11 protein-coding genes and 1 tRNA gene are annotated in these 15,867 nt (G+C 62.8%); 3 read left to right on the top strand and 9 right to left on the bottom strand.

Annotation, left to right across the window (positions count from 1 at the left end):
* Positions 1-4: 4 nt before the first annotated feature.
* Positions 5-844 (top strand): EamA family transporter, encoded by an 840-nt coding sequence (locus tag ACODTY_RS14145; RefSeq protein WP_488994890.1) that lies wholly within the window; start codon positions 5-7, stop codon positions 842-844.
* Between the two features lie 20 nt (positions 845-864).
* Here ACODTY_RS14145 and ACODTY_RS14140 read toward each other — a convergent pair whose 3' ends face one another.
* From ACODTY_RS14140 to ACODTY_RS14120, 5 genes are all read right to left on the bottom strand, one after another.
* Complete coding sequence (locus ACODTY_RS14140) at positions 865-2,043, bottom strand: trans-sulfuration enzyme family protein (RefSeq protein WP_488994889.1); 1,179 nt, start codon at positions 2,041-2,043, stop codon at positions 865-867.
* Entirely contained in the window at positions 2,040-3,464 is a 1,425-nt protein-coding gene (locus ACODTY_RS14135) for a pyridoxal-phosphate dependent enzyme (protein ID WP_488994888.1), read from the bottom strand. Before ACODTY_RS14135 ends, ACODTY_RS14140 begins: the two co-directional genes overlap by 4 nt.
* A 147-nt stretch (positions 3,465-3,611) precedes the next feature.
* Entirely contained in the window at positions 3,612-3,875 is a 264-nt protein-coding gene (locus ACODTY_RS14130) for a hypothetical protein (RefSeq protein WP_488994887.1), read from the bottom strand.
* Between the two features lie 160 nt (positions 3,876-4,035).
* Positions 4,036-4,112, bottom strand: a tRNA-His gene (locus ACODTY_RS14125).
* Positions 4,113-4,414: 302 nt separating this feature from the next.
* The gene (locus tag ACODTY_RS14120) at positions 4,415-4,873 is read right to left on the bottom strand and encodes a phasin (RefSeq protein WP_488994886.1); all 459 of its coding nucleotides are present in this window, start codon (positions 4,871-4,873) and stop codon (positions 4,415-4,417) included.
* Positions 4,874-5,123: 250 nt separating this feature from the next.
* Here ACODTY_RS14120 and ACODTY_RS14115 point away from each other — a divergent pair, with 250 nt between their 5' ends.
* A complete protein-coding gene (locus ACODTY_RS14115; protein WP_488994885.1) occupies positions 5,124-8,507 on the top strand; it encodes a PAS domain-containing sensor histidine kinase in 3,384 nt (1,127 codons plus the stop codon).
* A 279-nt stretch (positions 8,508-8,786) separates the two neighbouring features.
* Here the strand turns inward: ACODTY_RS14115 and ACODTY_RS14110 are convergent, their stop codons facing one another.
* A complete protein-coding gene (locus ACODTY_RS14110; RefSeq protein WP_488994884.1) occupies positions 8,787-10,745 on the bottom strand; it encodes an acetoacetate--CoA ligase in 1,959 nt (652 codons plus the stop codon).
* Between the two features lie 222 nt (positions 10,746-10,967).
* Between ACODTY_RS14110 and ACODTY_RS14105 the strand changes: the two genes are divergently transcribed.
* Positions 10,968-12,833 (top strand): AsmA family protein, encoded by a 1,866-nt coding sequence (locus ACODTY_RS14105; protein WP_488994883.1) that lies wholly within the window; start codon positions 10,968-10,970, stop codon positions 12,831-12,833.
* Positions 12,834-12,841: 8 nt separating this feature from the next.
* Here the strand turns inward: ACODTY_RS14105 and ACODTY_RS14100 are convergent, their stop codons facing one another.
* Genes ACODTY_RS14100 through ACODTY_RS14090 form a run of 3 tightly spaced genes read right to left on the bottom strand, consistent with a single transcriptional unit; the run spans position 12,842 to position 15,782 of the window.
* Entirely contained in the window at positions 12,842-13,660 is an 819-nt protein-coding gene (locus ACODTY_RS14100; RefSeq protein ID WP_488994882.1) for an ABC transporter permease subunit, read from the bottom strand.
* Position 13,661: 1 nt separating this feature from the next.
* Positions 13,662-14,633, bottom strand: coding sequence for an ABC transporter permease subunit (locus ACODTY_RS14095; protein WP_488994881.1), 972 nt, complete (start codon positions 14,631-14,633; stop codon positions 13,662-13,664).
* A gap of 9 nt (positions 14,634-14,642) precedes the next feature.
* Positions 14,643-15,782 carry an ABC transporter ATP-binding protein gene (locus tag ACODTY_RS14090; protein ID WP_488994880.1) on the bottom strand — a complete coding sequence of 380 codons (1,140 nt, stop codon included), beginning with the start codon at positions 15,780-15,782 and terminating at the stop codon, positions 14,643-14,645.
* Positions 15,783-15,867 lie beyond the last annotated feature (85 nt).

Here is a 15,867-nt window from a genome sequence, read left to right as displayed (position 1 = left end):
AAACTTGTCAGCAACAGCACTTTCAATCGTTCTCTTCGCCGCCCTGCTTCATGCGAGCTGGAACGCCGTGGTCAAGGCCGCGCCGGACCGTGCCCTGACGCTTGCCGCAGTATCGGGCATGCACGCGCTGGCGGGCGTGGTGCTGATCTGCATTTCAGGCGCGCCATCCTCGGTGAGCTGGCTGCTGATCCTGACGTCGACCGCAATTCACTACGCTTACTATGTCTTTCTGTTCCATGCCTATCGACTGGGAGACCTTGGTCAGGTCTACCCAATCTCGCGCGGCATGGCCCCGGCCTTGGTTGCGCTTGGCGCCTTTTTTCTTATCGATGAAAAACTGACCACCTTGGGGTGGGTCGGCCTTGGTCTCGTCACCTTCGGCATAGGCTTGCTTGCCCTGCAGAGAGGCGCCGCCGGGGCCAACCGCAAGGCCATTGGGGTGGCAGTGCTGCTCGGCACCAGCATCGCAGCATACTCCGTGGCAGACGGCATTGGCGTGCGGTTGTCCGACAACCCCACCGGCTATATGGGCTGGCTTTTCCTGCTGGAATCACCTGTCACCTTCGCCATCCTGTGGACACGCAAGAAGGCCGGGATTGCCTTTAGCTGGCGCATTTTCGGCATCGGCCTGGTCGGCGGACTGTTCGCCGTCACCGCCTACGGCCTCGTGCTTTATGCCAAGACCATTGCGCCCATCGGTGCGGTCTCGGCCGTGCGGGAATCCAGCGTCATCATCGCCGCCCTTATCGGCACGATTGTCTTCCACGAAAGGCCGTGGAAGGGCCGCATGATCGCGGCCGCCGTGGTTGCAGCCGGCGTGCTTACCCTCGCAAGCTCCGGATAACGGCCTCTGACGAGAACCCGTCAGGCCGACAAAGCCTGCTCGATATCGGCGATGAGGTCGTCGGCGTCCTCAATGCCGGCGGACAGTCTCACCAGCGAATCCGAGATGCCGATCGCCGCGCGCTGCTCGGCGGGAATGGAGCCGTGCGTCATCAGCGCCGGATGCTCGATCAGGCTTTCGACGCCGCCAAGGCTCTCGGCCAGCGCAAACAGGTGCACATGTTCCAGGAAGCGCTTGGTGCCGACGAGATCGCGGTCGAGCTCGAACGTAACCATGCCGCCGAAGGCGTGCATCTGGGCCTTGGCTACGGCGTGCTGCGGATGGCTTTCAAGGCCGGGATAGATGACGCGGCGGACATCGGAGCGCGCCTCCAGCCAGCGCGCGATCTTCAGCCCGTTCTGCGAATGGCGCTCGACGCGCAGCGCCAGCGTTTTCAGGCCACGCAAGGCGAGGAAACTGTCGAACGGTCCCGAAATTGCGCCAACCGCGTTCTGCAGGAACTTCAGCTTGTCGCGCAGCTCGGCATTTTCCCCGACAACGACCGTGCCGCCGATCATGTCGGAATGGCCGTTGAGATATTTGGTGGTCGAATGGACGACGAGGTCGATGCCCAGTTCCAGCGGGCGCTGGATGTAGGGGCTGCAGAAGGTGTTGTCGGCAACGGCAATGACGCCCTTGCGCTTGGCAAGCGCTGCAACCGCCTCGAGATCGACAATGCGCAGCAGCGGATTGGTCGGCGTCTCGACCCACAGCATCTTCGTATCTGGCCGGATCGCCGCCTCGACCTTGGCAAGGTCGGTGAAGTCGACGAAGGTGACCTGAAGGCCCGCCGAGCGCTTGCGCACCCGTTCCAGCAGGCGGAAGGTGCCGCCATAGATGTCGTCGGTGGCGACGATATGCGCACCCGCATCGAGCAGCTCGAACACATTGGCGATCGCGGCGAGGCCGGACGCATAGGCAAAGGCGGCCGAGCCGCTTTCGAGATCGGCTATGGCGCGCTCGAAAGCGAAGCGGGTCGGGTTCTGGCTGCGCGCATATTCAAAACCCTTGTGTACGCCGGGGCTCTGCTGGGCGTAGGTCGAGGTGGCGTAGATCGGCACCATCACCGCGCCCGTTGTTGGGTCGTGGCTCTGGCCGCCATGGATTGTGCGGGTCGAAAAGGCGAGGCGGTTCCTGCCTTTTTGCGGCTGGTCGGTCATTTTGAACGTCTCAAATGGTTGATCAGGTCGATACGGGTGATAAGGCCGACAAATTCATCGCCGTCAAAGACGATTGCGACCTCGTTGCGGTCGAAAACCGGCAAAAGCGCATCAAGTGTCTGGCTGGCCTGCAATGTATGCAGTTCCGAGGTCATGGCGGTGCGCACCGGGCCTTCGAACCGCTGCCAGCGGCCCTGATAGTCGCCATCGACCTTGCCGAGTATATCGCCTTCGTCGATGATGCCGACCAGCCTGCCATTCTCAAGCACCGGCAGTTGCGAAACGTCGCCTCGGCGCATGCGGCCATAGGCGGTCAAAAGCGTATCGTCCGGGCCTACGAAGACGGTGCCGCCCTCGCGATGTGAACGGGCGACGAGATCGCTCAGATCGCCATGCTGCTCGCGCTCGGCCAAGCCCTGTTCAGCCAGCCAGAAGTCGTCGAACACCTTGGACAGGTACTTGTTGCCGCTGTCGCAAACGAAAGTGACGACGCGCTTCGGCGTCTGCTGCTCGCGGCAGTAGCGAAGCGCGGCGGCCAAAAGCGTTCCCGACGAAGAGCCGGCCAGAATGCCTTCCTTGGACAGCAGGTCACGCGCCGCCAGCATCGAATGACGATCCGAGATCGTATAGGCCTGCTTCACCAGCGAAAGGTCGGCATTCGGTGGCACGAAGTCCTCGCCGATGCCCTCGACCGTCCAGCTTCCGGCCTGTTCCAGCTTGCCGGTCTTGACCAGCGGCGCCAGCACCGAGCCGGCCGGATCGGCCAGCACCATCTCGGTTTTCGGCGACACCTCGGCGAAGAACCTGCCGAGACCGGTAAGCGTACCGCCCGAGCCTACACCGACGACCACCGCATCGACGTCGCCGTCAAGCTGCTGCCAGATCTCCGGCCCGGTCGTGGTCTCATGTGCCAGCGGGTTGGCCGGATTGGCAAACTGGTTGACGTAGAACGATCCCGGCGTCTCGGCGGCGATCTTCTCGGCCATGTCCTGATAATATTCCGGATGGCCCTTGCCGACGTCGGAGCGGGTCAGCCGCACCTCGGCGCCCAGCGCGCGCAGGTGCTGCACCTTCTCGCGCGACATCTTGTCTGGCACGACGAGGATGATGCGATAGCCCTTCGGGATGCCGACCTGTGCAAGGCCAAGACCGGTGTTGCCCGCCGTCGCCTCGATGATGACGCCACCCTTCGCCAACCGGCCGTCGCGTTCGGCCGCGGCAATCATCGAGCGGGCGATGCGATCCTTGATCGAGCCGCCCGGGTTCTGGCTCTCAAGCTTGATAAACAGGCGGCAGCGCCCGGTGTCGAACTTGGTCAGTTCCACCACCGGCGTCTCGCCGATCAGGTCGAGAACCGAGCCATAGGGCGGCCTCACCCGGTCGAATGCGGCATTCTGTTCGATTTTTGCGGTGCGCGTCATCGGATAGCTCCTTTGGCTCCGATGGGCGCACTGATCGCAGACCTTGGCCTGCCTTGTCCAAGATGAAAATTCCAATATTATTCAAATATTGGAATTTTGTTCTATCATAGAGCGGTTTTAGTCGGCTTCGGCGTAATGTCCGACCAATCAGGCGGCGCGATCGTCCGTCGAGGCGTCGCCATGGGCGTCCTCGTCGATTTCCACCGCGTCTTCGAGACGCGAGGCGATCAGCTCCTGGATGTCACCGACTTCTTCCTGGATGTCTTCCATCGGAATCCCGGCTTCGGCCGCCTTGGCGGCGCATTCGCGGGCAAGCGTTTCAGCGTGCTGCTCGATCTTTATCGGCAAGGCCGGAGACTGGCACTTCTCGCCGATCCATTCCTGAAGGAACTTGATCGCATGTTCACTCATTCCACTGCCCTGCACTTCCTGGTCTTCGTTGCTCTAAACGTGCGGCGTCCCGAAAAGATGCCGATTGCTTTCAAACTGCGTTGCCATTCATCAGGCGTACCATATCGACAGCCCAAGGCCTGAAGGAGTTGCGGGTTTCAACAGATTGATTGGGAAGGGATGGTACCGTTGGCTGGGATCGAACCAGCGACCTCCGGATCCACAATCCGGCGCTCTAACCAGCTGAGCTACAACGGCACATCTGCATGGCCCGATCGGCTGAAAGTCCATCCTTTGCGATAAGCTTTGTCGTTCGGCGAAGCGTCAATACGGGTTAATGGAGTCTAATTCAAGCGATTTGGAAGGGCAAAAGGTCGCTTGCGCGATTCGCCCCTTTTCTCACCTTGCGGCAGGCAAAGAAAAAGGCCGGCGGGAGGAGGTGCCGACCTTTTCCTTTATAGGCCAGCGGAATGCGCTGGCCGCTTCGCCCGGCAGATGGAGGGAGGAGGAACCACCCGCCGGGTATTGTTTGACGGCCGAAACCGGCGCGCCCAAGAAAGTTACGCGACCTTGAGTTCCTTGAAGGTCTTTTCGAAGACGGCCTTGACCGGCTTGGAGACGTCTTCGGCAGCCTTCGAAGCGGCAGCCTGGAAGTCCTTGGCCTGCTCGACGCTCTGCTCGAAACGCTGACGCAGGAAAGCGGTCTGCAGTTCGACGACTTCCGACAGCGACTTGGCGCCGACGAGAGCCTCGAGGTGCGAGAAGTTGGCTTCCGCGTTGGTGCGCAGTGCCGAGATCGCCTTCAGCGACAGGTCGCTGGTAGCCGACTTGGCGGTCTCGTAGGTGGTCTCGAGAACCTTCTGGGCCTCTTCCGAACCGGTCTTCAGCTTGGCATAGGCCTCTTTCGACTGCTCAACGCCCTTTTCGGCGAAAGCGCGGATCTGGTCGGTGGCCTTGGAAGCGTCAAAGCTCGGGAATTCGACATTGCCAATGAAGTCGGCGCTCTTCGTCTTGGTCATTTTCCATCCTTTCGGGGGCAGCGGCTTTAGCTCAAAGCCGTCTCGTTCATGTATGATGGGCATATATAGCACGATTTTTGTGCATTGCAATATTTTTGTTGCAGCGCAATATTTTTGCCGGCTTGCGGCGTTAACCACGTGGCCAGATTTCGGCGTCCAAACGCGGTGGCTTGTGGACGTTCGCGCCATCGGCTTTTATTAACAAAGCGTTAACTGCAAACTGCCAGACCTGCGAGGGTTCTCCAAGCGCATGCCGTCCGACAGCTACTCCTTCCTCGACGTTGCCGTACTCGACGCGGTGCGCCAGCGCTTTGCCGCAGGCGACGCGCTGGTCATCCTGGCGGCGGACCTGGAGCAGGTTTTGTGGGCGAACGGCCCGGGCGCGGCCCTGCTCGGATATCCGGACATCGAGCGTATCATCGGCGAATCATCCGGCCTGTCCGCGGTCGCGCGCCGGCAGATCATGGCAACCTCGGGCTATCCCGATATCGGCAGCAACCGCTCGCTGATGGTGCGGCTCACCAGCGGCATGACCAGCCGGGCCGTCGGCTTCCTGGCCAGCAGCATCACGCTGCCCGACGGCGAAAAGGCCATCCTGCTGGCCGTCGCCCCGGAACAGGACGAACAGGCCAACGCATCTGAGCGCACCGCGAAAGCCATCGGCGGCTTCGCAGAAGACGGCCATTTCCTCGCCTTCATCAATGGACAAGGTGACATCGAAACCGCCTCGGCGGATTTCGCCAAGCTCGGCATTCCCGCCTCGACGCTGGCCACGCTGGTGCGCGAGGTCGCCAACGAACGCGACCGCATCGTCAAGCGCCTCGTCACCGTCGGCAGGAAATCCTATCCCGCAGGCATCGCACGGCTCACCGACGATCCCACCCGCCACCTTCTCGTCGTCATCGACGAAGGGCAGAGCGACGAGGCCGACGCAGAACCGCCGGTCGAGGTGGTTTCCCCTCCAAGCGCCGTTCAAGCCACCACCGAGAGGCCAGAAAAGCATCATCACGACCATTGGTATTTCAGCGATAGCGAGGTCGATACCGGCCCGGGCCAGCCGGCTGAGGCAAAGACGCCGGATACCGAACAGGCAGCCGACGAGGCAGAACAGGAACCGGCCCAGCGCAATGCCAGCCCTGTTCGCTTTGTCTGGCGCACCGATGCCGATGGCCGTTTCAGTTCGGTCTCGCCGGAATTTGCCGACGCGCTTGGCCAACCGGCTGCCGATGTCGTCGGACGCCGCTTCAAGGATGTCGCCACCACATTCGGTCTCGATCCGTCGGGCGAAATCTCAGGCCTGCTCGAACGCCGCGACACCTGGTCCGGCCGCTCGGTCTGGTGGCCGCTTTCCGGCACCGACCTGAAAGTGCCCGTCGATCTGGCAGCGCTACCCGTCTACAACCGCAACCGCGAGTTCGAGGGTTTTCGCGGCTTCGGCGTTGCCCGCATGGGCGATGCGATCGCCGATCCGGAAGGCATCGGCACGGTGCTGGTTCCGAACCAGCCTGCGCCAACTGAAGAACCGGCGCTGCCGCAAGCCTCGCCACCATCGGAAGCGCCAACAGCCGATCCGTTCCAGGGCGAGGTGCCGGCTCTCGAAATCACGCCAAAGCCGGAGCGACGCTTCACTGACAAGATCATCCGGCTTGCGGAACACCGCCCGGCAGCCAACGACAAGGGCCTGTCTTCGATTGAACGCAGCGCGTTTCGCGAGATCGGCGAGCGGTTAAAGAAGGTCAGCGAACCCGAGACGCCCCCGGCAACAGAAACGTCTTCGTCGTCGGTCACCGGCAACGAAGTCGAACGCGCGGACACGGTTGAAAAGCTGGAGAGCGACGTTTCGCCTGAAGGCCATGCCGCCGAACCCGTTCAGCCAGCGCCTGCTGCGCATGGCTCGTTGCTCGACTACGCATCTACCGAAGCCGACGACAGCGACGACGACGACATGGCCGCCGCCGATTTGCGCGACGCCGAATATCGCGAACCGGAAGCTGGCGCCGGTCCAGCGCAAGCTGTTCCAGCCGATCTTGAGGCAGCGCCTGCCGCACCTGCCCGCGCAGAGGCCCCGCAATGGCCGTTGCAGATCGGCGGTTTCCTGCCATCGGCCTTCGCAAAAGGCGACCCCGACACGCCCGACGTCTCGATCCTCGCCAAGCTGCCGGTCCCGGTGTTGATCCATTCCGGCGACGTGCTGCACTATGCCAATGACGAGTTCCTCGATCTCGCCGGCTTTGAGACGCTCGACGAACTCGATGATGCCGGCGGGCTCGATGCCCTTTTCGCCGAGCCTTATGGCGGCGACGCTGCCGACGACAGCGATCGTTCGCTGCGGCTCAGGGGCCGGGACGGCAGCGAGTTTCCGGTCGAAGCGATCCTGCGTTCGGTGCCATGGCAGGAGCGCAAGGCGCTGCTTCTGGTGGTGCGCCGCACCGGCGAAACACGTGCGCCCGCCGCACCCGCCGCTCCGGTCATGCCGGCGATAACCAACGTTGCTCCGCAGCCCGAGGTTTCGGAACTCAAGGCGCGCATCGCCGAAATGCGCACCATCATCGACACCGCCACCGACGGCGTGGTGCTGATCGGCCGCGACGGCAACATCCGCTCGATCAGCCGACCGGCCGAAGCCCTGTTCGGCTTTGACACGGAAGAGGTAAACGGCAAGCCGTTTGCCTCGCTGTTTGCCATCGAGAGCCAGCGCGCCGCGCGCGACTATCTCGCGGGCCTCTCCGAACACGGCGTCGCCAGCGTTCTCAACGATGGGCGCGAGGTCATCGGCCGCGAGGCGCAGGGCCGTTTCATCCCGTTGTTCATGACCATCGGCCGCCTGCCCGGCGACAGCGGCTTCTGCGCCGTCGTGCGCGATATCACCCAGTGGAAGCGGGCCGAGGAAGACCTGACCCAGGCGCGCGCCGTGGCCGAGCGGGCATCCTCGCAAAAAACCGATTTCCTCGCCCGCATCAGCCACGAGATCAGGACGCCGCTCAACGCCATCATCGGCTTTTCCGAACTGATGGTGGACGAGAAGTTCGGTCCCGTCGCCAACGACCGCTACCGCGACTACCTGCGCGACATCAACCGCTCCGGCAACCATGTGCTCGACCTGGTCAACGACCTGCTCGACATCTCCAAGATCGAGGCCGGCCAGCAGGACATGGCCTATGAAGCGGTTTCGCTCAACGACACGCTGGCGGAGACGGTCGCGCTGATGCAGCCGCAGGCCAACCGCGAGCGCGTCATCATCCGATCGAGCTTCGCATCAAGACTGCCCGAGGTGGTGGCCGACCTGCGCAGCGTGCGCCAGATCGCGCTCAACATCCTGTCCAACGCCATCCGCTACACGCAGGCCGGCGGCCAGGTCATCGTCTCGACTGCCTATGAAATTTCGGGCGACGTGGTGCTGCGTGTGCGCGACACCGGCATCGGCATGACGCAGGCCGAGATCGAACAGGCGCTGAAGCCGTTCAAGCAGATCAACGCGCTGAAGCGCGGCCGCGGCGACGGCACCGGGCTTGGCCTGCCGTTAACCAAGGCGATGGTCGAAGCCAACCGCGCCCGCTTCACCATCAGCTCTACGCCCGGCGAAGGAACGCTGGTCGAGGTCGCCTTCCCGTCGACGCGGGTGCTGGCCGAGTAACTTTACTCATCCGAAGCGTATTCTTGTTGTGCAAAGAAAAAGGCGCCCTGGAGGGCGCCTGAGTTTTTGGAATTTGTCACAACGGGCTTGAGCGAATTCTGCACCTTGGCCGGGCCGCGGAACGGGATTTCTCCCTCAAGTTACCCGCGACTATCGGGGCGGGGGCGTTAACAAATCCTTACCAGCCTACTGAAAACTTTACGAATCTGTACCACAACTGAAGTTTAGGTAAATTTGTCCGTTCAGCTTTCATTTACCATTGTCTGGCGAGCCTTCACCTCAGCTCGCAAGCTGGGGCAGGTCCCTGAACAGGTCGAGCGCCTCGGGGTTTGCCAGCGCTTCCTTGTTCTTCACGCTGCGGCCGTGGACGATGTCGCGCACGGCAAGTTCGGTGATCTTGCCTGACTTGGTGCGCGGAATATCGGTGACCGCAACGATGCGCGCCGGAACGTGGCGCGGGCTGGCGCCGGTGCGGATTTTCGTCCTGATGCGCTTTTCCAAGGCCTCGTCCAGTTCGACGCCGGGTGCCAGCCGCACGAACAGCACCACCCGCACGTCATTGTCGAAATCCTGGCCGATGCACAGCGCTTCGAGGATTTCAGGCATCTGCTCGACCTGGTTGTAGATCTCCGCCGTACCGATCCTCACTCCGCCCGGATTGAGCGTCGCATCCGAGCGTCCGTGGATGATGATGCCGCCATGGCCGGTCCATTCGGCGAAGTCGCCATGGCACCAGATATTGTCGAAGCGCTCGAAATAAGCGCCGTGATATTTCTTGCCTTCGGGATCGTTCCAGAAGCCGATCGGCATGGCCGGGAACGGCCTTGTGCAAACCAGTTCGCCCTTCTCCTGCCGGATCGGCTTGCCGTCGTCGTCCCAGACATCGACCGCCATGCCGAGACCCGGCCCCTGTATCTCGCCCTCCCATACCGGTTCGGTCGGAACGCCGAGCACGAAGCACGACACGATGTCGGTGCCGCCCGAGATCGAAGCCAGATGCACGTCGCGCTTGATGCCTTCATAGACGAAGCGGAAATCTTCCGGCGACAGCGGCGAACCGGTCGAGGAGATGGTTCGCACGCTGGCGAGGTCATGGCTCCTGATCGGCTTGAGATCAGCCTTGCGCACCGAATCGATGAATTTGGCCGAGGTGCCGAAATAGGTCATCTTCTCGGCATCGGCATAGTCGAACAGCACGTTGCCGCTCGGATAGAACGGCGAGCCGTCATAGAGCAGCAGCGTCGCCCCGGTCGCCAGTCCGGTCACCAGCCAGTTCCACATCATCCAGCCGCAGGTGGTGAAGTAGAAGAAGCGGTCGCCTTCGACCAGTCCGGCATGTAGCCGATGCTCCTTGGCGTGCTGGATCAGCGTGCCGCCGGCCGAATGCACGATGCATTTGGGAATGCCCGTCGTGCCCGACGAAAACAGGATGAACAGCGGATGCGAGAACGGCAGCCGCTCGAACGTCACCTCCTTGATGGCGAAGGGTTCGATGGCGTCGTTCAGCGCCACGGCCTTGTCGATCGAACCGGCAACATCGCCGGAGGTGCCGAGATAGTCGACGATCAGCACCTTTTTCACGCTGGCAATCTTGGCCGAAACCGCCGCCACCTTGTCGGCCACCTCGATCGCCTTGCCATTATACCAATAACCGTCCGGCGCGATGAAGATCACCGGCTCGATCTGGCCGAAGCGGTCGAGCACGCCCTGCTCGCCGAAATCCGGCGAACAGGACGACCAGACCGCGCCAAGCGAAGTCGCCGCCAGCATGGCCGCAATCGTTTCGGGCATGTTCGGCATCATTGCCGCAATGCGGTCGCCCTCTTTGACCCCGAGCGAGGAAAACAACTGCTGCAGGCGTGAGACCAGCGCATGAAGCTCGTTCCACGACAGCCGCCGCTCAACCTTGTCCTCGCCGCGAAACACCATCGCAGTTCCCGATCCGCTGGTGGCGAGCAGGTTCTCGGCAAAATTCAGCCTTGCCTCGGGGAAGAATCGCGCACCCGGCATCTTGTCGCCCTCGGCAAGCACGGTCTCGCCCTTGTCGCCGACCACGCCGCAGAAATCCCAGACCAGATCCCAGAAGTCCTCCGGTTGCGTCACCGACCATTGGTGCAGTTCGGCATAGGACGAAAATGCTCTTCCCGCCCGCGCTTCCGCCTTGGCGGTGAACGCCGTCAAGGGTGCTGCCTCGATGCGCTCGGCGCTCGGCTCCCACAGGGGCGTTGAAGTGGTCATCGTCCATCCTCCATCTGCGCCACAATCACCTTGGCAAAGGCGGCAGCGCCATTTCGCAGTGTCGGCAACGGTTAAGCATATTGGCAAGCAGCAGGGCAAGCATGTGTCCCGCAGCGCCCATCGATGTGGGCAATGCGCCATAGCGAAGTCATAAAGACTTGAAATGCATCGGCCACCGGTTACACCTTGCGTCGGCTTGGCGGAACGCAAAGAAGGGGCGAGATGCCATCATCCTGGATGCGACGTGGCGTATGGGCGGCCGCCCTTGTCGGGCTCGTCGCCGTGCTGGTGTTCGTGGCGCTGCCCTTCATCGCCTCGACGCGGATCGTGCGCGACCGCATCGCCTGGGAGATGAGCGCGTGGAGCGGTTACCGCGTCACCATTGCCGGCGCGCCGCAAATCGAGGTGTGGCCGCAGTTTCGCGCCATCCTGACCCAGGTCGCCCTTTCGAAATGGACCGATGCCAGCGAACAGCCGGTGATCGAGGCCGAGCGCATCGAGGTCGGCCTGTCGGCAATGGCCGCGCTGCGCGGCGATGTCGTGTTTTCCTCGGCCCGCCTTATCCGCCCCACGATCCGGGTCGAGCGCACGGCCACCGGCCTTTACCTGCCCGCCCTGCCGGAAGGCGGCCGCATCAGCCGCTCCGTCAATGCCGCCCGCGCGCTTCTGGCCGCCGATCCGGCCAATCCCGATCTCGGCAGGCTGCCCGCCGATCCTCTCGGCATGTTCGAATTCCGCGACGGCCGCATCGTCGCTTCGCTCAACGGCAAGGAAGACGAGATCGCCACCAGCCTGACCGGGCAGGCAAGCTGGTCTGCGATGAACAGCAGCGCATCGCTCAGCGCGTCCGGCATCTGGCATGGCGAAGGCGTGACGCTGGAGGCATCGTCGCCCAAGCCGCTCCTGCTCGCCGCCGGCGGTCCCGCCCCCTTCACGCTGAATTTCAAGGCAGCGCCCGCCAGCCTGTCGTTCGACGGAACGGCGAGCCTTTCCGCCAATGCCTATGTCGACGGCCAAGTGAAATTCTCCGCGCCGTCGCTCAGGCGCATGCTGGACTGGTCGGGGACCGGCATTGCGCCCGGTGCAGCAATCGGCTCGGTCTCCATTTCAAGCAAGGTTTCCGGCAGTGCCGGCCGGCTGAAATTCGACAGCGCCGAGATCGTCCTCGACAAGAACCCCGGCATGGGCGCGCTCGATTTCGCGCTTGCCGAGGGACGCCCGGTCGTTTCCGGCACGCTCGCCTTCGACACGCTCGACCTCGGCTCGTTCCTGTCCGCGTTCACGCCGCTGGCGTCCTCCGCCGGCCAGGTTTCAGGCGAAATCGACACCTCTTTCGCCGACCGGCTCAACCTGGATCTCAGGCTTTCGGCGGCTCATGCCATGGCCGGAGCGATTCCGCTCGCCGAGGTCGCCGCGACCGCACAGGTCAAGAACGGCCTTGCCGCTTTTGACGTTTCGGATGCCGTGGCCTTCGGCGGCAATGTGCAGACCAGCCTGCGCTTCGACCGCGATCCGGGCGGCACGCAGGTCGAGATGCGGCTGCTTGCCTCCGACATCAATGGCGGCGCCTTCGGCGCGGCAACAGGCATGTCGCGGCTGATGCCGACCGGCAAGGGAACGATCTCGGTCATTCTCAAGGGCCCCGGCAAGGGTTGGAATTCCGTACTGGAAAACGCCGACGGCTCGATCACGGCAAACTTCGGAGCCGGCGCGCTGCCCGGCCTCAACCTGCCGGCGTTCCTCAAGCGCAATTCCGAGCGCGGCTTCTTCCCGCTCGACGACGTCGACGACGGCACCGTCGCAATCGACGGCGCGGAGTTGAAGGCGAGCATTGCCAAGGGCGTAATCCGCATCGACAAGGCGCAGGCCATGTCGGGCAAGTCGCGGCTGTGGCTGACCGGCATCATGCCCTATGCCGGACGCGGCCTTGCCCTTTCCGGCGGCATCGCCGACACTACCGCGCCTGCAGCTCCGGCGACCGGCGAAACCGCTGTCGCAGCTCCCGCGAACCTGCCCCAGTTCTTCGTCGGCGGAAGCTGGAGCAGGCCGTTCATCTCACCGGTAACGCCGGCAGCTCCTGCCCAATAGAGACCAAGTCAGCCCCGCTGCGCCGCCTGCTCGTCGCGCCGTCTCTGGACCTCGCGCTGCTTGTTGACGACGGAGGCCGCAAGAACCCCCACGGCGACAATCGCGATCAGGATCGTGCAGGCCGCATTGATTTCAGGCGTCACGCCAAGGCGCACCTGGCTGTAGATCTTCATCGGCAGTGTGGTCGCGCCCGGACCGGAGGCGAAGCTCGCAATGACCAGATCGTCGAGCGAGAGGGTGAAGGCGAGCATCCAACCCGAGATCACCGCCGGCGCGATCACCGGCAGCGTGATCTGGAAAAATGTCTTCACCGGCGGCGCGCCAAGATCCATCGCCGCCTCTTCAAGCGAGCGGTCGAAGGACAACAGGCGCGACTGCACAACCACGGCAACGAAGCACATCGAAAAGGTGATGTGGGCAAGCGTGACGGTGAGGAAGCCGCGATCGAGGCCGACCGCAACGAACAAAAGCAGCAGCGACAGGCCGGTGATCACTTCCGGCATCACCAGCGGCGCAAACACCATGCCGGTGAACAGGACGCGGCCGCGGAAGCGCGTGTAGCGCGTCAGCACAAGTGCCGCCAGCGTGCCGAGCACGGTCGCGACCGAAGCCGAGACCAGCGCGACGCGGATCGTCACCCAGGCCGCATCCATCAGGCCCTGGTTGTGGAACAGCGAGGTGTACCACTTGGTCGAGAAGCCGCCCCAGACGGTGACGAGCTTGGAAGCGTTGAACGAGAAGATGACGAGCAGGACGATGGGCAGATAGAGGAACGCAAAGCCCAGCACGATCGAGGTAATGTTGAAACGGCTCCAGGTCGTGTTCATGTCAGCGATCCTGTTCCTGGGCCTTGGCCTGCGCGTGCTGGAACAAGACGATGGGGATAACCAGAACAAGCAGCAGGATGGTGGCCACCGCCGAGGCAACCGGCCAGTCGCGGTTGTTGAAGAACTCGTTCCACAGCGTGCGGCCGATCATCAGCGTCTGCGATCCGCCGAGCAGGTCGGGAATGACGAACTCGCCAACGGCGGGAATGAAGACCAGAAGACAGCCGGCGATCACGCCGGGCAGCGACAGCGGGAAGGTGATCTTCCAGAACGCGCCGATCGGCGTACAGCCCAGATCGTTGGCCGCCTCGATCAGCGAATTGTCCATCTTCTCCAGCGTCGAATAAAGCGGCAGCACCATGAAGGGCAGGTAGGAATAGACAATGCCGATGAAGATGGCGGTGTAGGTGTTGAGGATGATCAGCGGCTCGGAAATCACGCCGACGCCCATCAGGAACTGGTTGAGCAGGCCTTCGGGCTTCAGGATGCCGATCCAGGCGTAGACGCGGATCAGGAACGAGGTCCAGAACGGCAGGATCACCAGCATCAACAGCGTCGGCCTGAGCGAAGCCGGCGCACGCGCCATGCCGTAGGCGATCGGATAGCCGACCAGAAGGGTCAGGAAGGTCGATATGCCGGCGATGACGACGCTGGAGACGTAGGCGTTGAAATAAAGCGCGTCTTCCGTCAGCCAGACATAATTGTCGAAGCTCAGCTGTTTCAGCGCATCCGTGAACCCCGCAAGGCCGGCCCCGAAATCGAGCGCCGGCGTATAGGGCGGCATCGAGATCGCCGTCTGCGACAGCGATATCTTGAAGACGATGACGAAAGGAATGAGGAAGAAGAACAGCAGCCAGCAATAGGGAACGAGGATGACGAGGCGGGACGCAATGCCCGACAAAAGACGGGCGCCTGCGGATTTTTCCGCATCGGCTGAAAGGCTGGCGGGGACGGACGCGGCGGCATTGGTCATGGCCGCCTCCTAGCGCGTCAAGACAACGCCGGCGTCAGGCCGGAAGGACACCCAGGCACGGTCGTTCCAGGTCAGCGGATCTTCGACGATACGCGCCGCGTTCATCGTGCTGGCGCGCACCACCTGCCCGTCCTCAAGCTTGACGTGGTAGACCGTCATGTCGCCGAGATAGGCGATATCGTAGATCTCGCCTTCCAGCGCGTTGACGTCGTCGGCCGGCTTCTTTGACGACACCTTGATCTTTTCCGGACGAATGGCGAAGGCGACGTTGGCGCCCTTGGCAGCATCGCCGGCATTTTCGACCAGAATCTGGGCTCCGGTCGATCCGGTGATGCGGGCCGTCTTCTCGGTCCGCTCGGCAACAGAGCCTTCGAACATGTTCACATTGCCGACGAAACCGGCAACGAAGCGCGAATTGGGCGCCTCATACACTTCGGCGGGCGTCGCAACCTGCATCACCTCGCCCTTGTCCATGATGGCGATGCGGTCGGCCATAGTCATGGCCTCCTCCTGGTCGTGGGTGACGACGACGAAGGTCAGGCCAAGTTCCTGCTGCAGGTCCATCAGCTCAAACTGCGTTTCCTCGCGCAGCTTCTTGTCGAGCGCGCCAAGCGGCTCGTCGAGCAAAAGCACCTTCGGGCGCTTGGCGACGGAACGGGCAAGCGCCACGCGCTGGCGCTGGCCGCCCGAGAGCTGATGCGGCTTGCGCTGGGCGAAGCGCTCGAGCTTGACCAGCTTGAGCATCTCGGCAACGCGGGCGTCGATGTCGGCCTTGGCCATGCCGTCCTGCTTCAGGCCGAAGGCGATGTTCTTCTCCACCGTCATATGCGGAAACAGCGCATAGGACTGGAACATCATGTTGACCGGCCGCCGGTAAGGCTGAATGCCGCGCAAATCCTGTCCGTCGAGCAGGATGCGCCCTTCGGTCGGCTCCTCGAAGCCGGCCAGCATCCTGAGCAAAGTCGACTTGCCGCAGCCGGACGCGCCCAGAAGCGCGAAGAACTCGCGCTCGAAGATCGTCAGCGACAGGTTGTTGACGGCGGTGAAATCGCCGAAGCGCTTGGTGACGTTTTCAAAGCGGATATACGGCTTTGCATCCGGATCGTTCCACGGTGCAAAATCCCTGCGTATGCTGCCCAGTGACTTCATGTCCCACTCCGTCCCTGCTTGCCCTTCGGCTTGTACGCTTTTGTGAAATCTGCGCTTTTTGAGATGGCCCCGGCAGCATGCCACC

It is taken from the genome of Mesorhizobium sp. FG116 (genome assembly GCF_057809835.1).
Note: the sequence above shows the minus strand (reverse complement) of the source record. Positions and strands in the feature narration are given on the sequence as shown.